10 protein-coding genes are annotated in these 24,247 nt (G+C 34.5%); 2 read left to right on the forward strand and 8 right to left on the reverse strand.

Features of this window, described 5'->3' with window-relative positions; all coding sequences use genetic code 11:
• Positions 1–157: 157 nt before the first annotated feature.
• On the reverse strand, positions 158–5,842 hold the full coding sequence (locus ABW636_RS06795) for an immunoglobulin-like domain-containing protein (RefSeq protein WP_367589208.1): 5,685 nt from the start codon (positions 5,840–5,842) through the stop codon (positions 158–160).
• 303 nt (positions 5,843–6,145) lie between these two features.
• Positions 6,146–7,822 carry a 7TM diverse intracellular signaling domain-containing protein gene (locus ABW636_RS06800; RefSeq protein WP_367589209.1) on the reverse strand — a complete coding sequence of 559 codons (1,677 nt, stop codon included), beginning with the start codon at positions 7,820–7,822 and terminating at the stop codon, positions 6,146–6,148.
• 187 nt (positions 7,823–8,009) lie between these two features.
• On the opposite strand from ABW636_RS06800, the gene ABW636_RS06805 reads away from it, so the two are divergent.
• A complete protein-coding gene (locus ABW636_RS06805) occupies positions 8,010–15,707 on the forward strand; it encodes a BspA family leucine-rich repeat surface protein (protein WP_367589210.1) in 7,698 nt (2,565 codons plus the stop codon).
• Between the two features lie 1,366 nt (positions 15,708–17,073).
• Here the strand turns inward: ABW636_RS06805 and ABW636_RS06810 are convergent.
• From ABW636_RS06810 to ABW636_RS06820, 3 genes are all read right to left on the reverse strand, one after another.
• Positions 17,074–19,689 (reverse strand): M4 family metallopeptidase, encoded by a 2,616-nt coding sequence (locus tag ABW636_RS06810; protein ID WP_367589211.1) that lies wholly within the window; start codon positions 19,687–19,689, stop codon positions 17,074–17,076.
• 660 nt (positions 19,690–20,349) lie between these two features.
• A complete protein-coding gene (locus ABW636_RS06815; protein ID WP_367589212.1) occupies positions 20,350–20,715 on the reverse strand; it encodes a cupin domain-containing protein in 366 nt (121 codons plus the stop codon).
• Between the two features lie 16 nt (positions 20,716–20,731).
• Entirely contained in the window at positions 20,732–21,169 is a 438-nt protein-coding gene (locus tag ABW636_RS06820) for an acyl-CoA thioesterase (protein ID WP_367589213.1), read from the reverse strand.
• A 56-nt stretch (positions 21,170–21,225) separates the two neighbouring features.
• On the opposite strand from ABW636_RS06820, the gene ABW636_RS06825 reads away from it, so the two are divergent.
• Positions 21,226–21,417, forward strand: coding sequence for a hypothetical protein (locus ABW636_RS06825; RefSeq protein WP_367589214.1), 192 nt, complete (start codon positions 21,226–21,228; stop codon positions 21,415–21,417).
• A 75-nt stretch (positions 21,418–21,492) separates the two neighbouring features.
• Here the strand turns inward: ABW636_RS06825 and mgtE are convergent, their stop codons facing one another.
• The 3 genes from mgtE to ABW636_RS06840 all read right to left on the reverse strand — a co-directional run bounded on the left by mgtE (position 21,493) and on the right by ABW636_RS06840 (position 24,149).
• Entirely contained in the window at positions 21,493–22,848 is a 1,356-nt protein-coding gene (mgtE, locus tag ABW636_RS06830; protein ID WP_367589215.1) for a magnesium transporter, read from the reverse strand.
• A gap of 133 nt (positions 22,849–22,981) precedes the next feature.
• The gene (gene rsmA, locus ABW636_RS06835; RefSeq protein ID WP_367589216.1) at positions 22,982–23,842 is read right to left on the reverse strand and encodes a 16S rRNA (adenine(1518)-N(6)/adenine(1519)-N(6))-dimethyltransferase RsmA; all 861 of its coding nucleotides are present in this window, start codon (positions 23,840–23,842) and stop codon (positions 22,982–22,984) included.
• On the reverse strand, positions 23,835–24,149 hold the full coding sequence (locus ABW636_RS06840; protein ID WP_367589217.1) for a DUF4286 family protein: 315 nt from the start codon (positions 24,147–24,149) through the stop codon (positions 23,835–23,837). The genes rsmA and ABW636_RS06840 overlap by 8 nt, the downstream gene beginning before the upstream one ends.
• Positions 24,150–24,247: the final 98 nt, after the last annotated feature.

Genomic DNA, 24,247 nt, shown 5'->3' on the forward strand with positions numbered 1-24,247 from the left:
ATTGATGTAATACTAAGCTATACCAATTATGACTTAAATTTATCGATTATGATGTCGAACATAAATGGTACAATACCAAATGAAGCTGCCTAAAAAGACAGCTTCAAGTTATCATAGATTATGCCCCGTATATTCATAACTCTATGTATTGCTTATTTTATCTCCCTTTTATCATAATCTGCTCATATCTTGAGTCTTTAGACAAGAAATACCCTTTTACCCAATACATACCGGGTGGATATTGATCTACAGGGATACGCTGCCCTACAAACTCTTTAGGATAACTTTGTATTTTTCTGCCAGCCATATCATAGATTTCAAAGAAATACATATCCTTTGATCCTATAATTAAGAAATGATCTATTGCCGGATTAGGGTAAATTTCAAAAACAAACTCATCTCGCTCTTCTACAATTACTCTTCTTGTTACTTCGGCTCTATTTCCAGAAGGATCGGTAGCACTATATCGAATGATGTATTCTCCTAATTCACTCTGATATGCTGAGGTATCTATACTAACCGAAGATCCATCGTCTGTGGTAGCTCCTAATTCTGTATAAGGGTCTCCCAAAGAAATAATTTGAGGATCATCTCCTACTAATGTAATGACTGGTGGAGTTACATCTACTACAGTAATTATAGTGGTGCAACTACTGGTATTTCCTCCATGATCAGTGACAGTCAATGTTATCATTTGTTCACCTAGGTCATCGAGTGTGAATAGTTGTCGATCTATTTGCAAACTTGCCAGATTACATTCATCTATAGATTCAAAATTGATATCCTGAGGAGAAAGTACAGCTGTACCCGTAGCATCCAGAGGTACTGTAAAAGGTGCTACACAATTTGCTACGGGTGCAATCGTATCTACGATTGTCACGGTAGTCGAACAAGTATTTATATTTCCTGAAATATCGGTAACGGTAAAAGTTACTATATTACCTCCAATATTAGTACAATCAAACGTAGTTTTATCTATACTCGTTGAAGCCACACCACAATTATCAGTACTACCCGCATCGATATCAGAAATAGTAATAACAGCATTGCCAGTAGCATCTAATGGTAACGTAAATGGTGCTACACAATTCACCATAGGAGCAACATTATCTTCAACGGTTACCATAGCAGTATTAGTATCTGAATTGCCATTAACATCGGTTACTGTTAAGGTCACTGTATTTATTCCAACATGAGTACAATCAAATGACGTTACATCCAAACTCATCGATTGAATCCCACAGTTATCTGAAGAACCATTGTCAATTTGAGCAGGTGTGATACTTGTATTTCCTGAAGCATTTAACTGTACAGTGATATCTTGAGTAACTACGCTTGGTGCAATGTTATCTTCTACTGTGACTGTAGCGGTATTAGTATCTGTATTTCCATTGACATCTGTTACGGTTAAAGTAACTGTATTTGCTCCAACATGAGTACAATCAAAAGAAGTACTATCTAAACTCATCGATTGGATTCCACAGTTATCTGTAGAACCATTATCGATTTGAGCAGGTGTTATACTTGCACTTCCTAAAGCACCTATTTGCACTGTAATATCTTGCGTGATTACACTTGGCACAACCTTATCTTCTATGGTTACCGTTGCTGTTTGAGTATCTGAATTACCATTAACATCCGTTACCGTTAAACTCACTGTATTTGTTCCGACCATAGTACAATCAAAAGCAGTTGTATCTATACTCATCGATTGAATCCCACAGTTATCTGAAGAACCATTGTCGATTTGAGCAGCCGTAATACTTGCGTTTCCTGAACCGTCTAATTGTACCGTGATATCTTGAGTAATTACAGTTGGAGCAATTTTATCTTCTACCGTTACCGTAGCAGTTTTACTATCTGAATTTCCATTTACATCTGTTACCGTTAGGCTTACTGTATTCGCTCCTATTTTTGTACAATCAAAACTAGTGATATCTAAACTTACAGATCGCACTCCGCAATTATCAGAAGAACCATTATCGATTTGAGCAGCCGTAATACTTGCGTTTCCTGAACCGTCTAATTGAACCGTGATATCTTGAGTAATCACAGTTGGAGCAATTTTATCTTCTACCGTTACCGTAGCAGTTTTACTATCTGAATTTCCATTTACATCCGTTACCATTAAGCTTACTATATTCGCTCCTATTTTTGTACAATCAAAATTAGTTGTATCTAAGCTTATTGATTGCACTCCACAATTATCAGAAGAACCATTGTCGATTTGAGCAGCCGTAATACTTGCATTTCCTGAACCGTCTAATTGAACCGTGATATCTTGAGTAATCACAGTTGGAGCAATTTTATCTTCTACCGTTACCGTAGCAGTTTTACTATCTGAATTTCCATTTACATCCGTTACAGTTAGGCTTACTGTATTCGCTCCTATTTTTGTACAATCAAAATTAGTTGTATCTAAGCTTATTGATTGCACTCCACAATTATCAGAAGAACCATTGTCGATTTGAGCAGCCGTAATACTTGCGTTTCCTGAACCGTCTAATTGTACCGTGATATCTTGAGTAATCACAGTTGGAGCAATTTTATCTTCTACCGTTACCGTAGCGGTTTTACTATCTGAATTTCCATTTACATCCGTTACAGTTAGGCTTACTGTATTCGCTCCTATTTTTGTACAATCAAAATTAGTTGTATCTAAGCTTATTGATTGCACTCCACAATTATCAGAAGAACCATTGTCGATTTGAGCAGCCGTAATACTTGCGTTTCCTGAACCGTCTAATTGAACCGTGATATCTTGAGTAATCACAGTTGGGGCAATTTTATCTTCTACCGTTACTGTAGCAGTTTTACTATCTGAATTTCCATTTACATCTGTTACCGTTAGGCTTACTGTATTCGCTCCTATTTTTGTACAATCAAAATTAGTTGTATCTAAGCTTACAGATTGCACTCCACAATTATCAGAAGAACCATTATCGATTTGAGCAGCCGTAATGCTTACGTTTCCTGAACCGTCTAATTGTACCATGATATCTTGAGTTACTACTGTTGGAATTACTTTGTCTTCTACCGTTACCGTAGTGGTTTTACTATCTGAATTTCCGTTTACATCTGTTACCGTTAAGCTTACTGTATTCGCTCCTATTTTTGTACAATCAAAACTAGTGATATCTAAACTTACAGATTGCACTCCGCAGTTATCAGAAGAACCATTATCGATTTGAGCAGCCGTAATACTTGCGTTTCCTGAAGCGTCTAATTGAACCGTGATATCTTGAGTAATTACAGTTGGAGCAATTTTGTCTTCTACAATAACATTAAAAGAGAATGTAGCCGTATCTCCATTAGTATCCATAGCAGTTAAGGTTACAGTATTAGTACCAAAATTAATATTAGTTCCAGCAACTGGCGTTTGTGTTATGGTAGCTGAACTTATGGTAGGTACATTTGTATAGTCTGCTAATGTAGCTCCACAAAAATTGGCATTGGTACCCACTGTTTGGTCTTCTATAAATAATAAGGAATTAATAGTAGTTTCATAAGCTCCAATATCAATAGTGTCATCAGACACTCTGGCATTACCAGCTATATCATTTGTTGATGAATTAAAGGTGTTATTACCTGCATTAACCAATGGACTTATTGATGCGGGAATTAACCCATCATCAGCAGTTCCTAAAATATCATCAGCCCCATCTATATCTCCTGAATTTACAAAGGGGTCTGTGGTTAGGGTAACGGTTATATTAGGTGCATTTGTTCCATCACTAGCATTGTTATTTCCTGAAGCACTACCAAAGTTATTGAAAATATCATTAATACCATTGCTATCAATGTTATTGTAAAATACCGTGTTGTTTATAGTTGGAGAAGATGAATTAATATTAGAGATCCCTCCTCCAGTATCATTTGCAGTATTGTTGTAAAAAGTAACATTATTTAATACTGGAGATGAAGATGAGCTGTTTAGCATCCCTCCTCCAAAATTATTTGAAACATTGTTATAAAAATTAACATTATTTAATATAGGAGACGAAGAAGAACCGTTAAGCATTCCTCCTCCAGCGTACTTTGCGGTGTTGTTATAAACGTGTATATTATTTAAAATTGGAGATGAAGTCCAATTGAATATTCCACCCCCTTCAATATTTGCGATATTGCTAGTAATGGTTATATTAACTAAATTTGGAGAAGAATTATAGTTAGATATACCACCTCCAGAAAATCTAAAGCAGCTTCTCCCGCTAAAACTTATACTACTTGTACCATTAGCATTTCCTTCAGTTACTGTAAGTCTATCAATAATGGTAGTAGTGTCTAAATTCGCTGTAACTAAAACGTGATATGTATTGTCGCTATTGTTGCCTGCAGTACCTAAATCACCACTTAAAATGGTTGGATGTCCTATGGTTCTTTCATTAAGGTTAGTTTCAGTACCTATAAAACCACCATATATTTTTAAATTTTTGTCTAAATGGAAAGCATAATCTCTGGTGTTAGCACTACCATTGGGTGCGTTTGTTGGTAAATAGGTTCCTTCGGCTACCCAAATCTCACCATCTTCTGCAATAGCATCAATTGCGTCTTGTAAATTGGTATAAGCATCTGTCCAACTCGTTCCATCGTTATTTCCTGTAGCGTCTATATCTACATAAAGAAAAGTAGGAGGAGCAAACTCGTAAGCACCAATATCTATGGTCGTTTCGGATACTCTAGCACTACCAGCTATATCAGTTGTTGTCGAATTGTAGGTATTGTTACCTGCATTAATCAATGGACTTGTTGATGCAGGAGCTAACCCGTCATCAGGAGTACCTAAAATATCATCAGCACCATCAATATCAGATGAATTAGCAAAAGGATCTGCAGTTAAAGTAACAGTTACGCTAGGTGCATTTGTGCCATCACTGGCATTGTTGTTTCCTGAAGCGGTACTTGAATTATTAACATCGCTAATACCATTATTGTTAGTGTTGTTATAGAAAACAGTATTATTTAAAGTAACAGTAGAAGAATAATTACTTATTCCACCTACTCCACGACTATTTGCAGTGTTGTTATAAAAAGTAACGTTATTTAATATTGGAGACGAAGAAGATTTGTTTAGCATTCCTGCTCCTCCACCATATGTAAGATTATTATAAAAGGTAACATTATTTAATATTGGTGATGAAGATAGAAAGTTAGCTATTCCTCCTCCTCCCCATACATCTGCAAAAGAAAATGCGGTGTTATTTGTAATGTTTACATTATTTAAAATAGGAGAAGAGGAGCCTCTATTATAGATAGCTCCTCCTCCCTTAACAACACTATTATTGGAAAAAGTTATATTTTGTATTGTTGGAGAAGAACTTATATTATACATTCCACCACCGAAATACCCGTTATAAGTGTTACCACTGTAAGTAATGTTATTTCCGTCAGCAAATGCTCCAGTTATCGTAAATCCATCAATGATGGTAGAAGTGTCCAAATCGGCCGTTATTAATACATGGTATGCATTATCGGTAGTATCATTTACAGTACCTAAATCACCACTTAAAATAGTTGGATGTCCTGAGATCCTCTCGCTTAAGTTAGTTTCAGTACCTGTAAAACCACCATATATTTTTAAATTTTTATCTAAATGAAAAGAAAAGTTTCTGGTATTAGCACTACTATTGGGAGAGTTTGTTGGTAGATAGGTCCCTTCGGCTACCCAAATTTCGCCATCCTCAGCAACTGCATCTAAAGCGTCTTGTATATTATTGTAAGCATTTGTCCAACTCGTTCCATCGTTATTACCTGTAGCATCTATATCTACATAGGTTTGTGAATATGATAGCTTTGAGAATAGTAAAAAACAAAAAAAAGTAAATAGTAATTTATGTTTCATAAGGGGTGAATTGAATAGGTGTAGAAATAGTAATTAAATTTTTTATCATCAAGACAAGATTTTTAGTAAAACTAGTAGAGCTAATTACAATAAAAACTTTAAAATATGTAGTTAACTATAACCTCTAATGACGAAGTGCAAAGTTAAAGAGAAGCCTAAAGCAAGGCTAAAATAAGTAGGGTACAAGTCAGGGTACATTTACAAAAAAACCTCATGTAAAAGCAATAATTATTTGAAAATCAGTATTTATGTATAGTTGATTAGCTAGAGACGGAAGGTTTTGTTTGTTTTATAAGTATAACCTTAAAAACTTTCTAAGAAATCCTCTAGACTATCCATAGCTGATAAATTTAATTTCTTTTTTAAACGAGATTTTGCAGATTTTACAGCATGGATAGTTGTTCCTCTTAGTTCAGCGATTTCTTTTCTGGTAAGTTTTAGTTTAGAAAAACTTGCAATTTCAATATCTGTTTTAGATAGTTCTGGAAACTTTGAGGAGAGTTGAGTAACAAAATTACTATTGTAATTCGCTATTTTTTGTTTAAAAATTAATGCTTTTTTATCTTCTATTTTGCTAGATCTAATATCAGCCAAAATTGAATTTACATTTACATCAGTATCGTTGTTAACTATTTGTTCTAAACTTTGAGCAATCTTTAATTTAGAACGTAGTTGTTTTACACTTTCCATTTGTAAAGCCATAACTTCTTTACTTTTTAAGGAAATGTCTTTTTCCATAGAAATTAACTGAGCCACTAAATTAAATTTTTCTTTTTCTAAAGTATTGTAACGATCTGCGACAGCCAATGATAATAAAATAGCTTCTAAAATAGAACCAATCATATAAGCATTAAGTGTAAAAAAATTTTCAGGTAAAATCACAAACACAGTCAAGGTATAAATAATTACACTGGTACAATAAGTCGCCCAAGCAATAACTAGGTATTTGGCAAAAGAATTACCTCCAATATAAGTTTTAATACCAGCATAAAGCGCCAAAAAGCTACATAACAATAATCCCATAGCAACAGGACTGTTATTAGGAGGGTGTCCAAAAAACTTTTGTCGTATCATTACGTAAGCTAGCGCCAAAAGTTCATAATAAAAAATGCCATTGAGTAGCCAATGTGCAGACCTACTATACTTTTTTGTTTCCAAAAAATGAATACAAAACTGTGCTGTTATTACCGTACCAAAAGTTAAAAAAATAGGTGTACACCATTCTTGGAGAAAAGGCATTTCATCCAATAAAAACTTTTTCATAAACCCTCTAACCGTAATTTGTACCAATAACCCACCTAAAATAGTTCCAGCATACAAAAAATACACATTATCACGTAAGCCTATACCTAACAATATATTATAAAATACAATGATTACCAATGCGCCAATAATTAAGGCCATTGCTAATAATTCGTTTTGCTCGTTGTTCAAATAGTCTTCTTCATTAATTATAGATACAGCATATGATTTTCCGTATTGACTATAGGTTTTAATATAATAGGTTTGGGTTTGTTCTGGTGTTAAATCTAAAGGAAAATGTAATGAAGTACCTCTAATAGGTTTGTCAGCTTCATTAACCATAACTCCTGTATGGTAAACTTTCCATTTTTTATGTTCTTTATAATACAAACTAACAGAATCTAATAGTGGTTTTTGGATTCTTAGTAATTTGCTAAAATGTTCTGGAGTATTGTTTTTTATTTTAAATTTTAACCAAACATTGGTATTTGTAAAACCAAGATTGATCCTTTCCTTTTCTGATTTTTTATAGTCTAGGTTTACGGCCTCTTCAATTCCCATTTGTAAAGTAACATCTTCAGCAACATAAAAATAGTTGCCTAGGATACTTTTTGAAGTAATTGAATCAGTAAAAATGGTTTCATATATATCCTCATTTGAAATTTCTTGTGCGAAAGATGCAATAGATAATAATACATAAAAAAATACTACTGATAAATGAAAGTAAATAGTTTTCAAAAGCCTATTGTTGATTCAAAAAATAATTGGTACTCCTTACAAAACTATAAAACTGAAGTCAAATAGCTGATTAAGGAGGGTACAAATTAGGGTACAAATCGCGTAACTACAATAAAACTAAGCTGTAAGATACGAAATTGTTTACAGGAGATTTATTTTTGCAATTCAATCAATACCCCAATCCAAAATGAAAAAAAACTACTATTTGTTATTTCTAAACCTTTTGTGTTTAGGAATTGTACATGCCCAAAACGAATTTATTACTACTTGGGAAACAACAACCGCAAATGAAAGTATTACCATCCCTACAACTGGATCTGGATATAATTATACAGTGGATTGGGGAGATGGAACAATAGAAACTGGTTTTATTGGAGATGCTAGTCACCCTTATGTTGATACAGGAATACATACGGTTACCATCACTGGGGATTTCCCAAGAATTTACTTTGCTAATTCAGGAGATAAAGACAAAATTCTAACAGTTGAGCAATGGGGAACTATTGCATGGACAAATTTCCTCGATGCATTTTCGGGATGTACAAACTTAGATGTTACAGCTTCAGATGCTCCTGACTTAAGTAATGTTATATATCTTGTAAGGGTATTCAATGGCTGTACTAGTTTGGGGACCTCTGAAACTTTAGATTTTTCAAACTGGGATACTAGCGGCATTGTAGCTTTTGGAGGTGCTTTCCAAAATGCTATTGCATTCAATAGTGAAACCATAAAAAATTGGGATGTAGGTAAATGTAATGGCTTTGTGCAAATGTTTTCAGGAGCAACTTCCTTTAATCAAGATATTAGTAATTGGAATATTGGAGAAAATAGTAATGGTACCAGAAACATGTTATTGATGTTCAATAACGCTACCAATTTCAATCAATCATTAGGCAATTGGGATATCAGTAAAGTAACTAACATGAGTAATATGTTAAATAACTCAGGGTTATCGCAACAAAATTATGATGCAACATTATTGGGTTGGGCGACAGATGCTAGTGGAGATTTGAGCGACGGAATTGATGATATACCAACAGGAATTGATTTGGGAGCAAGTGGATTAAAATATTGTTTAGGAGAATCAGCAAGAACTACATTAACAGATCCTACTGGATTCAATTGGAACATTACTGATGATGGTGCTGCTTGTGATGTAACAGAAGCTTTTATTACTACCTGGAGAATTAATACTAATAATGAAGAAATATCACTTCCTATCCCAGATACTGGACTTGATTTTACGGTAGATTGGGGTGATGGGATCATTACTAATGAAACAGAAGAAGCCTATCATACCTATATTAATGCTGGTACGTACACCATTCGTGTTTTGGGAAGCTTTAATCGTATGCGTTTTAATGGAAATGCAGACCGTAGAAAAATACGAACTATCGAACAATGGGGAAGTAATAAATGGACTTCTATGGAAAGTGCTTTTAAAGGGTGTTCTTGGTTAGATATAAACGCAACTGATGCTCCTGACCTAAGTAATGCTACTTCTATGGTAAGTATGTTCGAGAACGGAGCTTGTATTGATAATGGTGGAAATTTAGCAAATTGGAATACAAGTACTATCTTACTAATGGATAATATGTTCAGAAGTGCTGATATGAATGAAAATATTAATACTTGGGATGTGAGTAATGTAAAAAGTATTAACAATATGTTTCAGGCATGCGAAAACTTTAATTATCCTTTAGATCAATGGAATACCGGTAATCTAGAATCTGCTGCAGCTGTTTTTGTAGATGCGAAGGCATTTAATCAAAGTTTAGGAGATTGGAACCTTAGTAGCATACTTGATTTAACAGATATTTTTGGTGGTGTAAATAGTTTATCTGATGAAAACTATGATAAAACCCTTATAGGTTGGGCTACTTTAGAAAGCGGAGAATCACTTTCTTCGAATGTTACTTTAGGAGCTGGAGATGCACAATATTGTTTTGCTGAAGATGCAAGAAGTACACTAACCTTAGCACCTAATAATTGGATCATCACTGATGGAGGAGCAAAGTGTACCTCTACAGATTTTTTTATTACCACTTGGGAAACTACAGCCGCAGATGAAAGTATTACCATTGCCACATCAGGTGATGAGTACAATTATACGGTAGACTGGGGAGATGGTACCATCGAAACCGGTTTTATAGGAGATGCAAGTCATCTTTATACTACTGTAGGAATGCATACTGTAAAAATAACAGGTGATTTCCCACGGTTTACATCATCAAATAATTTAAATAATGCAAGAAAGCTTAGAACCATAGAACAATGGGGAACTATTACTTGGAACTCTTTTAGCAACGCATTCTATGGCTGTACTAATCTAGAAATAGTTGCAACGGACGTCCCAGACTTATCCAATGTGACTTCTTTAAATCAAATGTTTCGAAATTGTGTGAATTTACAATCACCAGATTTTTCAAATTGGGATACCTCCAATATCACAAATATGGGATTGATGTTTACTAATGCTAGAAATTTCAATGGAAATATCAGCACTTGGGATGTCGGTAACGTTACTGATTTTAATTCAATGCTCATAGGAGTAACCCGTTTTAATCAAAATATTAGCGGTTGGAATATAGGTGAACATGTTGTTGGGACCATTAATATGAATAGTATGTTAATAGGCACCGAAAATTTTGATCAAAATCTAGGTGCTTGGAATCTAGAGAAAGTAACAGATATTTCAGGCATGTTAGTTAATAGCGGACTTTCTATTACTAATTATGACGCTACCTTAATCGGCTGGGCAGAGAACAGTAATACACCAAGTGGATTACATTTAGGAGCGTCTAATCTTACCTATTGTTTAGGTGAAGCTGCTAGAAATATATTAGCTGATAACAGTGGGTTAAATTGGAGAATCACGGATGGAGGATTTGGTTGTGCAGATACAGATTTTTTTATTACCACTTGGGAAACTACAGCAGCAAATGAATATATTAGGATACCTACTGTCTCTAGTGTTGCTTATAATTTCAGTGTGGATTGGGGAGATGGTACGATTTCTAGAAATTTAACAAGCACAGTAAACCACGAATATGCTGCTGCAGGAACCTATACAGTAAAAATTTACGGAGATTTTCCACAGCCTTATTTTGATAATGCTTCTCAGGCCAAACCAAGATTGCAAACCATTGAGCAATGGGGTACACAGCAATGGGTCTCTATGGTAAGTGGTTTTGAAGATTGTCCTAATCTAAAACTCAATGCTGATGATGTTCCAGATTTATCTCAGTTAACTTCTTTAGAAGATATGTTTAGCAAGTGTACCAATTTTGAAGATCTAAAAGATATGATGCAATATTGGGATGTAAGTACCATAACCACTATGCGAAATATGTTTAGTAGTACAAGAACGTTCAATGAAAACATAGGATCTTGGAATGTAGGAAATGTGGAAAACTTCTCAGGGATGTTTAATGGAAACACTGTATTTAATCAAGATATCAGTAATTGGAATATAGGTGAATTTGTTTCTGGAGATGTAAATATGGCTTTTATGTTTCTTTTTGCTCGTTCTTTCAATCAGCCATTAAACAAATGGGATGTTAGTAAAGTTGATAGGTTCGATTTTACATTTTCTGGAGCTGTTAAATTCAATCAAGACCTATCAGGTTGGGATATTAGCAGTGCCAATACAATGTCTAATATGCTTGACAGCTCAGGTATGTCTGTAGAAAATTACGAAGCTATTTTAAAAGGTTGGGCAACAGATTCTAGTGGTGATTTAAATGACGGAATTGATGATGTTCCAGATCTTATTATATTTGGTGCTCATGGATTGAGATACTGTTCAGAAGAAGGGAGAAATATATTAATAGATGATCCTTATCGTTGGACCATTATCGATGGAGGGAAGGCTTGTCCAGAAGATATGTTTGTTACAACTTGGTTGGTAGAAGATAATGATAAAATTACAATTCCTACTGATAGAGATTATAGCTACGTTTTTACGATCGATTGGGGTGATGGTACCAGCGATGTTAATGTAAACAAAGAAATATCTCACAACTATACCTCCGCAGGAACCTATATAGTAACAATTAGCGGATCTTTCCCTAGAATATATTTCAAAAATTCAGTAGATAAAGACAAAATTGTAGAAGTGAATCAATGGGGTACACAACAATGGATTTCTATGGAAAGTGCCTTTCAAGGATGTACTAATCTAAAATTAAATGCCGATGATACACCAGATTTATCCCAAGTAACGCGATTATGGAATATGTTTAGTGGTTGTACCAATTTTGAAGATTTAAAAGGTCAGATCGGAAATTGGGATATGACTGATATTACATCAATTTCGAACATGTTTAAAGATTGTATTGTTTTTGATGAAGATATATCATCATGGACATTCACCAAATTAGAATCAGCTAATTCAACATTTTCTGGAGCTACAGCCTTTAATCAAGATATCTCTAATTGGGATATGAGTAAAGTAAATAGTCTTGCTTCCATGTTTGAAGATGGAACTTCCTTTAACCAGCCTATTGGTAATTGGACATTGGGAGTTGTGGATTATATCAATAACATTTTTGCCGGAGCCACCTCTTTTAATCAGGATTTAAGTAATTGGGATTTTAGTAATGTGTATGTAGCTTCTGATATGTTTAATGGTGCAACAGCTTTCGATCAGGATTTATCAGCATGGGATATCAGTAATGTAGAAGTGTTGGATAATATTTTCACAGGTACGGCAATGTCTCAAGAAAATTATGACAAAACTTTAATCGGTTGGGCAACTTTGGAAGATAGCGAAACTCAAATACCTACTCGTTTAACTTTAGATGCAGATGTAGCACATTGTTTAAGTGTAGATGCTGTAAATACATTAACGAATACCACATATAATTGGACCATTAATGACTTAGGAAATTCTTGTCCTGAAGACTTCTTTATCACTACTTGGCAAACTACTGCTAGTAATGAAAGTATTACCATCCCAACAAATGGTGTTGGATATAACTATATAGTAGATTGGGGAGATGGAGCTATAGAAACCGGTTTTACTGGAGATGCCAGCCATGAGTATGCAGTGGCTGATATTTATACCGTAAAGATTACAGGAGATTTTCCAAGGCTATATATTAATGGAAATTCTGCAGCCAGAGATAAAATTATAGCTGTAGATCAATGGGGTACACAACAGTGGACTTCTATGGAAAGTGCTTTTAGTGGTTGTTATAATCTAAAATTGAATGCTGATGATACGCCGGATTTATCCCAAGTAACAAGTATGTCAAGTATGTTTAGGGATTGTACAAACCTAGAAGATCTAAAAGATACCATCAACTCATGGGATATGACAACTATTGAATCTATCGCTTCTATGTTTAATAGTTGCACATTGTTTAATGAAAATATTGGAGGATGGACTTTTACTAGTTTGACTGATGCTTATAACGCCTTTGAAGCTGCGGCTACTTTTAATCAGGATATATCAAATTGGGATGTAAGCAAAGTAGACGAATTTGATGCCATGTTTAAAGATGCTACTTCCTTTAACCAACCCATTGGTAAATGGACGCTAGGCACTGTGGATTATATCGATAGAATGTTTAAAGGAGCAACATCATTTAATCAGGATTTAAGCAATTGGGATTTTAGTAATGTGTATGAAGCTGGAAACATGTTTGAGGGAGCAACCTCTTTTAATCAAGATCTATCCAGTTGGGATATTAGTAATGTAGAGGCTCTGGACAACTTCTTTACTAGGACAGCAATGTCTACAGAAAATTATGATAAAACCCTAATAGGATGGGCAACCTTAGAAGCAGGTGAAACTGCAATTCCTGCAGATATGATATTAAATGCCGATGCTACCTATTGTTTAGGGGAATCAGCAAGAAATACGTTGACAAGTCCAACTTATAATTGGGAAATAAATGATGGCGGTAGAAATTGCCCAGGAGATGCTTTTATTACTACCTGGTTAGTAGCTGATGGAGATGAAATAACAATACCTATTAGAAATTCATACACATATAATTACACTATAGATTGGGGTGATGGAACTGTTGAGTATGGACTTACAGCTGAAGCATCACATACCTACACAACAGGAGATACTTATGAGGTAAAAATTACAGGAGAATTTCCTGCATTGGTTTTTAACCTAAGTGGTTCAAGTTCAAAATTACAAACTATTGAGCAATGGGGAACACAACAATGGCGAAGGCTAATCAATAGCTTTTCAAACTGTGTGAATTTAAAGTTAAATGCCGATGACGTACCAGATTTATCTTTAATAGACTCTACTAGCTCAATGTTTCAAGGTTGTACCAATTTTGAAGATTTAAAAGATCAAATCGGGAATTGGGATATGTCTAACATTTCTATAATTTCAAGTATGTTTAATGAATGTACGATTTTTAATGAAAATATTTCAGATTGGACATTTACAAAACTTACTAGAGCAGTTTATACCTTTAGAAATGCTACTAGTTTTAATCAAGATATTTCTAATTGGGACATGTCTAAAGTAGATGATATGGAAGGTATGTTTTTACGTGCAAAAGCTTTTAATCAACCTATTGGTAATTGGACATTAAATGAAGTTGGATATATGACAAGCTTTCTTGAAGAAGCAAGTTCATTTAATCAAGATTTGAGCAATTGGAATATGAGTGATGTTTATGATATTAGATACATGTTTTACGGAGCTTCATCATTCAACCAAGATTTATCAAGTTGGGATATTAGTAATGTAGAAGGTTTCGATGATTTCTTTACAGGCTCAGGAATGACCCAAGAAAACTATGACAAAACATTAATTGGTTGGGCAACTTTAGAAGCAGGTGAAACTGCAATTCCTGCAGATATGACATTAAATGCCGATGCTTCATATTGTTTGGCCGAAGCGGCAAGAAATACGTTGACAAGCTCAACTTATAACTGGACCATTAATGATGGAGGACACAATTGCCCTACGCCTGTAATTACTTTATTGGGTGATAATCCTCAAATTATAGAGCAAGGAGATATTTATGTCGAACTAGGGGCCACCGTTACTTATGGTGCTACTCTGGTGATTGATGCATCTACTGTAAATACGAATCAATTGGGTACTTATACAGTTACTTATACTGCGACCACACCTTCTGGTGGTGTTGCAACCCCGGTAATTAGAACTGTCAATATAGAAGAGCCCTGCCCTCTCTTAAGTTTATCTGCAAATAATTTTACAATAACTACCGCTAGTGAAACCTGCGTTGACACCAATAATGGAATGATTACTGTCAATGCCGCTACTGCTTTGGATTATACAACTACTATTAATGGAGTAGATTATGACTTTACTTCTACCTTAACAGTTGATAATTTGGCACCGGGCACTTATTCGGTTTGTATAGGAGTTAATGGGATTACCAATTGCGAGCAGTGTTTTGAAGCAGTGATTGAAGGTGGTGAAAACTTAGAAGGAAAAACCGAACTAATTACACAGGCAGGAAACTCAAAAGTAAACATTGTAATCGCTAGTGGTACTGCTCCATATACAGTAATGATTAATAATGAAGAAAAAGGAATATTTGATATTGCTACTTTTGATATAGATGTACAACATGGTGATCATATCGAAGTCATATCAAGCATTGCATGCGAAGGTAAACTCACCACCACCAATGTAAACTTGATTAATGAATTTGTAATTGCTCCTAACCCTGCTCATGATCATGTTATTATTTCGGTTCCAAATACAGGACTAAATAATCTACAAGTATCTCTATACAATGCAATTGGCGTTCACATTTCTTCGGGAATATATACCTTAGATGCTAGCAAGGTTACTTTACCAATGAGTTCGTTACCACAAGGAATCTATTTTATTACAATAAACGAAAAGGATACTTTTAAAGTGGTAAAAGAGTAATTCATACGATTTTTGGATGAGAATTTTGTATAAATAATTGCAACAATTTTTCGCTAGATTGATGAATCAAATTAAAGAATAACCATTTGTACTGAGCTATACCGAAGTATAGCTATTGCTTAATTTTATGAAGAAAATATAGTAGAAAAAGAATGTGATTAAATACGAAAATTTTATTCGAAAATCGTATCATTCACAATACAACAAGAAAAAAGGATGTAGAACTGGTTTAAACTTTTTTCAATTCGCTATAAAAATGCCCTTTTTTACCCAATTTTCATATTTTTAAGCTATTGTCGATGACACCTTGACTTTCTAGTATCAAAAATCACAAACCCTATAGATTAACAATATTCGTTATCACCTCCTAAATCAGTTTATAATGTCATCCCAAACTAGATTTGGAATCTAATATTTATAGGCTGCACACCTGTTAACTTACATGCTGAATCAAGTTCAGCATGACGAATACTATAGATGTAACTATATAACTATAGGAACACCCAGTTTACAAAACTCTATTAACAGTAATTTCTAAGAAATTGGTATTAGTAATAACAGTAACAACTATTATTTTCGTGAAGAAATTTGAATGGTGAGCAATGAGCTTGACAATCCGAATATCTAGTAATATTTGGAATATATGTCCAATCACCACCAATTATTGTTTTCTGTTGCTTTTTGGTTATCTTTTTTAATCCAGAAATAGTAATCTTCATGACTATGATTTATTTTGATGAACATTAAAAATACAACAATTAACAAATAAAATAAATAGGTTTTAAAAATTTTAACCCATAGATTAACAATGAATTAACTCTTTATTTTAGAGATATTATAAAGAATAGGATATACTATCAAAAATTGTACGGCACAAAATTTATGTATTAAAATCTCGTGAAAATAATTTCGAGGATTTTTTACTAGATTGATAAATACACATAAGTAAGGGCAGGAAAATATGTAAAAGTCACATAAAGCTATATATGATTATCTGTTTTGTGTACTACTGATATTTTCAATGTCATTCCGAATTTATTAGTGAAACTCTGTTTTGAAGGCATTGCTACGCAACTTTTCAAAACAGAGTTTCACTAATCCCGCTTTTTCCAACGGGATTTGAGGTTTATTACATTCATAAGTATTATACCATTTCTTAAATGATATTACCTACTAAAATTGTTTCTTTTTGATTCAGTTAATGGTAAAATCATTTAAGAAATGGTATTAACTTATAACAAGAACCTAAAACAAGTTAGTAATAATGAGTTATTACGCATTTCGGACATTCAAAAATTATAAAATGAATCATCAAAAAACACTACTGCCTATATCCAGAGTTGGCATAGGCAGTAGTAAAGTTATATTATAGCTTAAGCACTTGCAGAGTTTTAGCTTCCTTTTCTGTTCTTAGTTGTACAAAATAAGAGCCAGCGGTTTGGATACGGTCTCCCAGGGTAATTTGCTTAGGTGCCTTTTTATAGTTTTGAGATAGTAATAATTTACCACTCATATCAAATATTTTGGCCACTAATGTATCCCCTTGCATCGTTGCTGTATCTATAGTAAAATGATTCGTAAACGGATTGGGTGCTATAGTAATATCTGCATTATTATCTGCCTTAGCAGCAGTTCTGCCAGCATTGGCAGAAACAATATTAACTATATAATCTTCTACTTCTCCGTCAAAAACAAAACCATCATCATTAATGAACGGATTTTCTCCACAAGAATTTATACTACCTAATGTTGCTGATACACGCATTCTTGTTAGGCCTTCTCTGGCATTATTAGGGACCCTAAAACTACCCGTTTCTTCCTCCAAATCTGTTCCTCTATTTTGAAAATAGACCCTTTCATTAGACTCAAAAGTTCCATTCTTATTATAATCAATCCAGATATTGTAATTAAAATCGGCATTCCCTTCTTCTTGGAGCTCATCAATTAAAACCTGCTCTCCAGAAGTAATTGTAGCAGTTATAGAGAAATTGGTTTGTCTTCCTTTTGTAAGATTAGTATTGATATTTGTGAAATCACTATATCCATCATCTCTATCAGGGTCACTTGGACTGGTATTGTTAATATCTCCAATAGTAACATTAGTTATGGAAAAAGTCCCTGCAAATCCGGTTTCAATTGTACAATATTCTATTTGTGAAATATCTACCCCAACGGCATTCCAGGCAGCGGTTACGGCTTGTGCTTCTGTACTTGCTGTTCCAAACAAATCTCTTGCGGCCCTTTGAGTTGCTAATTTGGCACTAAAATAGTCCACATTAACAGTAAAGTACTGGCTTATAGAACGATATATAATCTTGGATGCTTTATTAATGCCGATCCCCCTGATATTGAATCGATGCCCGTTATCATTTATCCCATCGGTAGCACGACTACCTACCGATAATAGATAAAACCAATGTGCTATTACTTGTCCCTGAGCATGAGTACTTGCTCCTTCCCAATGTGTACCTCCATAGGTATCTGGATTATTATAGGCTTTTGGGTTCATTGCAGATTGTACGCCTATTTGACCATTAGACATACTATTTTCTTCTTCAGAAATCCATACGGTATTATTTGGGTTGGTATCATTTCCATTTCCTTTTACATAATGTTCTACCATATGTCCCCAAATATTAGAAACCCCTTCGTCTATTGCATTACTTTCAAAATTTCTGGAAACACCACCTACCTCGTGACTAAATACTAAATGCCCATATTCGTGGGCTACAATATCTAGAGAACCACGAGCATCTATCCTCTTGGTGCGCGTTTGGATCCTATCTCCATCCCCAAAAACCAACGTATTTGGGTGAAAAGCAACAGCAGTAAATTCTTGATTACCATAATGTGCATAGGCATTAAGTACCCCGCCACGATTATCATGACCGTTTCTACGGTGTACTTCAGAAAAGTAATCAAAGGTTTCTGCCAACCCCCAATGCACATCCAGAGCGGCATTGTCTTTTTCATCATTGTCGTATTCTGCAGCTGTCCAGTTATTATCATTGTCAACAAACTCTGTTCTCGAGGCACGGTCTCTTTGGCTATTGGCATTATAGGTATGTATACCACCACCACGGGTAGTATCATGCAGTACAAAACCTTGTAGTCCAATAATGGGGGCTTCGGCGGTATTAATACTTCTACGTCCACTATATCGGGTATCGGCGGCACCCCTGGCCATGACCATTGCAGTGGTCTTGACTGGCTTTTTTAGTATCGAGGTGTTACTACCTATAGTAGATGCCGTAGAACAAGTCGTAGACATCATATTTTTGGTATGTGAATGGGCATGCATCATTTTATTCGTATACAATAAAATAGCACCTGTATGTGCATCTACATATACATCAGCATAAATATCGGGTGAGGTGGCCTGTATATCAAATCGGTACGCCAAATTAAACCGGGTTACTGCACCTTGTGCATTTTTAAAATTCAAATCGGGTAGGATCAATAGCTTACCCTTGGGTTTGCTATACCCAGAGTTTTTGGCAGCAACAGTATCTTCCCATAAATATTTTTTGGCACCTACACGGGCAATGGCTTTTTGTAAAGCGTGATTAGCAGTAATAGTAGGGCGTATTGCCACATTATTTACATTATAATACTCCCCGTGTATCGATACGGCTCGCCCATTTTTACGGCTTATCGAGGCAACACCATACTCTACGTCGATACCCCTGTATACTTGTTTGCATTTTTCGTGGGTAAAGCCCAACGCATCGGTTTCTGTCTCGATAAGTACATGGGTATTGCCATTGGCAAGTTTTAGATGTGTTTCAAACAAAGACTTGTTATTGGTTACTTGGTTTTGATAACGTTTGGATTGACTAGTAGTACTAGTGTTTAACTCTATAATACTTTTGGGTTGTACAAATGTGGTTGAATTTTGATCTTTTTGCTGTGCAACAAGGCTTGAAAAAGTAAGCCCCGAAGCTGCCAAAAGAAAAACATAAGTTTTGATTGTGTTTTTCACCTTTAATAGTGTTTAAATTAATAATAAAGATGAGGGGTAACTATAATAAACGCTTCAGTTTTGATTTTATATGATAGCATCAGTCGAGACAACCACACATAACTTACTCGTTTAAAACAACTAAATATAATTTAATCTCAGGTACTGAAAAACAAATCATGTATAACTAATTGAATTTCAGCAAATTACTGGTTATAAGGATTTTTATTTTTTTTAGCAATTAATACATATAAAGAATGATAAGACTATAAAGTTATATAGAATAGATCATTTTCAATCAATTACAAAATTGCATCCATAATTTTATGAGTTAAGCGGTTACATCTAGTAGCATAAAATTCGAAAAGTTCATTTTTCTCTACATAGGTACTCATCTTACTATTTAGTATCACTTTTACCCCAAAAAATCTCACTTTGACATTAAAACAGATAGTAATAATACATTGGCAGTCTACTTGGTCGAAAGTTCTTTGATGTATCTAAAAATATATACCGATCTATATTTTTTGAGAAACGCTACAATAGTATTTTTAAGCACTAGTTTAACCTTATAATTCAGAATCTTTTTGAGAGGCAGATCTTCATTTGTCAATTGATCAATCCTAGCATCTTCTTTAATCTGAAAATTCTATATTAGAAAGTATTCAAACCAACAATCTACTAAATATCAATAAATTTTGATACCGTTCTTTCGCTATGTATTGTTCCTGTATGCTGTGTACTTTGCTTTTCAAAAAGTAATACATGCACCTCTTCATTATCTTTGGTAGAAGGACAATGTTCTACTCCTTTGGGTACAACAATTAATTCTCCAGCTTTTACAACCACGGTTCTATCTCTAAACTTCATATACAAAGTTCCTTTTACTACCTGAAATAACTCATCTTCATCCTCATGTTTATGCCAGATAAAATCACCGCATAATTTGGCTAGATATACCTGATTATCATCAACCATGGCAATACGATGAGGGTGCCATTGTTTATCAAACTTAGACAGTTTTTCATTGATATTGATTGCTTTCATAGTACCATATTTCAAATTAAGAAAACAAAGTACTTATTTCGGTATTGATTCTAACAGGTCTTAACGTTTCTTTATGCAACAAGCACCAAGTTGTTCTAGCAGAAACTACTATTTTTTGTGTAGTAGTATTGATCATTTTGGTGTGCCGTTCACTTTTAGCTCCTTTATAACTTTCTATCCAGGTTTCTATTCGTATTTCATCATTTTCTTTGGCAGGATGGTGGTATTCGATATAATGATTAAGTGCTACCCATACATACTTGTTTCTTATTTCCTCATTGGTTTTGCTCTCCCAATGTTCTTGAGCAACATCTTGCACCCATTGTAAGTATACCACATTATTAACATGATCCATATGATCAATGGCTGATTTTGGAACAATAAATTGCTTTGAAAAGATTGAGGAACTCACAGGATCATCAGGAAAAGATATTAAACAAAAAGTTAAAAGCATTTTTTACTAGTATAATTTACTCTAGTTTTATTTTTATAAATCTAAAACTATATTACATGAAAACCAATTTTTTAAACATTAGCGGAGTTAAAGTACTTTCTAAAAGTAGTCAACAAAAAATCAAGGGTCAAGCCAAAGTAGATCTTTCTTTATGTGGGTGCTCATGCAGTGGTACCGTTACCGGGCCTAAGTATTGTAGAATTTACTTTGCCTGCTTACAGGTATACACTTGTGAGGAAGTAATGTAAAAAAACAACTTATTCTTGTATTACCTCCTATATTTCTACTTAGATATGGGAGGTTTTTTTATGAAATTATCACTATTAGAACCCCAACATCATTTTTGCAATAATAAAAAATAAAAATATACCAAAAATATCATTGCTGGTGGTAATAAAGGGACCTGTTGCAATTGCAGGATCAATACCTCTTTTATCAAGGATTATAGGGACAAAAGTACCTATCAGGGCTGCTACAATAATAACACTCATTAACGCAATAGCGATGGTTAGACTAAATGAAATATCATATCCCATAAAAAATCCAAAAACGATCACCAATAAGGCGAGTGCAGATCCATTTATAAGACTTAGTCCTACTTCTTTTAATAATCTATTTAACAAACTTCCCTTTACTACATTATTAGCCAACCCTTGTACAATTATCGCCGAGGATTGTACTCCAACATTTCCGGCCATCGCAGCAATCAAAGGAGTATAGAAAAACAAACTTCTATACGCTGGATTCATCATGATATCTTCGAAACCTTCCATAATAAATACACTTCCTAAACCACCAAATAACCCCAATACCAACCATGGTAATCGCGCTCTGGTCAACTCCCAAACATTATCATCTGCCTCGACATCCTGTGAAATACCTGCTGCTAGCTGATAATCTTTTTCGGCTTCATCTTTTATAAAATCTACAATATCATCGATGGTAACTCTACCCACCAATACACCTTCTGGATCTATTACGGGAATCGCCTCAAGGTCATATTTTTGCATAATACGAGCCACTTCCTCTCCTTCTGTATTTACATCTACATAATCTACCTTACGAATATAGACATCACTAATATGTGCTTTGGCAGGTGCTGTAAGCAAGTCTTTTAAGGATAATCTTCCTTTTAGCTTTTCATCTTTATCAACCACATAGATCGAATGGACTCTCGTTACATTTTCTGCTTGTCGTCTCATCTCACGTACACAACCGGCAACAGTCCACGTTTCATTTACCTTAACCAACTCTTTGGCCATTAATCCTCCGGCGGTATCCTCATCATAGGTAAGTAGCTCTTTGATATCCTCTGCCCGCTTTTCATCCTCTATTTGCGCAATAACTTGCTCTACCCGTTCATCTGGAAGCTCTGCAATGACATCTGCCGCATCATCACTGTCCATCTCCTCCAGCTCTTCTGCGATTTCTTTTGCCGATAAGTTTTCGAGGATACGCTCTCTAAAATCTTCTTCAAGCTCCATAAGTGCCTCAGAAGTTTTTTCACTATCCAAAAGTTTTATAAGGTAAGTAGCTTCAGATAAATGTAACGCACCTATGATCTCTGCGATATCTGCAAAATGAATTTCGCTAAGCATTTCTCGAAGACGGGTATCACCAGCCGTTTCGACAAGGTGTTTTACCTGTTCTATTATTTCATTTGAAACTTCAAATTGCATAGCCTTGATCTTTTATATTCTATGTGCAGACGCCCACAAAGATAACCAAAGAATTTAATTGGACTTTACGCTGGTGTTAAACCTCATCCATTATTTATAAGCCTGTAAAATTATAGATGAAAATAAGTGTCTTTTATTGTTTTTGCAGCAGCAATGTTAATTCTAGAAATTGAGTTACTGATAGTTGTTCTGGACGTTTATTTAGGAGTTCTAACGCCTTGATTTCTTCATTTAACTGAAAAACTTTAAGGCTATTCCTTAAGGTTTTTCTACGTTGTCCAAAAGCTGTTTTTACCACATTAAAGAATAATTTTTCGTCACACGGCAATTCATAATTCTCTTTACGAATTAATCGTAATACCCCGCTATCTACTTTGGGAGGCGGATTAAACACATCTGGAGGAACTGTGAATAAATATTCTGCATCATAAAATGCCTGTGCCAGTACCGAAAGAATTCCATATGCTTTGCTTCCTTCGCGTTCACAAATACGCTGTGCTACTTCTTTCTGAAACATACCGGTAAACTCTGGTATACGATCTCTGTTTTCTAATGTTTTAAAAACGATTTGTGTTGAGATATTATAAGGAAAATTACCTGTTATAGCAAATTGCTCCTGGCCAAAAACGGTATTCAAATCAAACTTAAGAAAATCTGCTTCGAGCACTTTAAATTTGGTATTTCTACTTAAAACATCGTGATGTTCTAACTGAAAACTAGTATTTAAATATTCTATAGATTCGCTATCCAAATCCATAGCAACAACATCTACTTCTTTCTGAAGAATATATTTGGTAAGCACTCCCATCCCGGGACCAATTTCGATTACATTTTTGTATCCTTGTAATGTAAGCGTATCTCCTATCTTTCTGGCAATATTTTCATCTTTTAAAAAATGTTGCCCCAAATGCTTTTTTGCTCGAACCGCTGTTTTTTCTACAGGGCTTTTTTTATAATCAGTAGCGTACTTTTTTTTGCCTTTTGACTTAGCCATTCTGCTCATTTACAATTTCTAACTCTGTACGAAATGCAACAAATTTACCAGAAAAACGATTCGATTTTGCTCTTAATTCCTCTGCATTTTCGTCATAATATCGCTGTAGCATTTTTTTACTGCTAGTCGTGTATTGCACCGAGTACGTAACCCCTCCCATTTCTTCTTCTACCAACACTTTTGATAATAATGCTTTACTAAACTTACCCGTAGCAAGCATCTCTGGAATATGCTCTTGCTGCATCCAATGTATCCATTCGTCATGAATCGTTTCTTCTATGTTGATGGTAACGTTATATATATACATAGTTTATCTTAGAGTTACATATTAAAGTATAAGCCTGCAAAGTTACAAAGAACAGTAGCTAAATGGATGGTTATTACAAAATAAACTTAGTAGCTTTA

The sequence above is a fragment of the Aquimarina discodermiae genome (assembly GCF_040786235.1).
Taxonomy (GTDB): domain Bacteria; phylum Bacteroidota; class Bacteroidia; order Flavobacteriales; family Flavobacteriaceae; genus Aquimarina.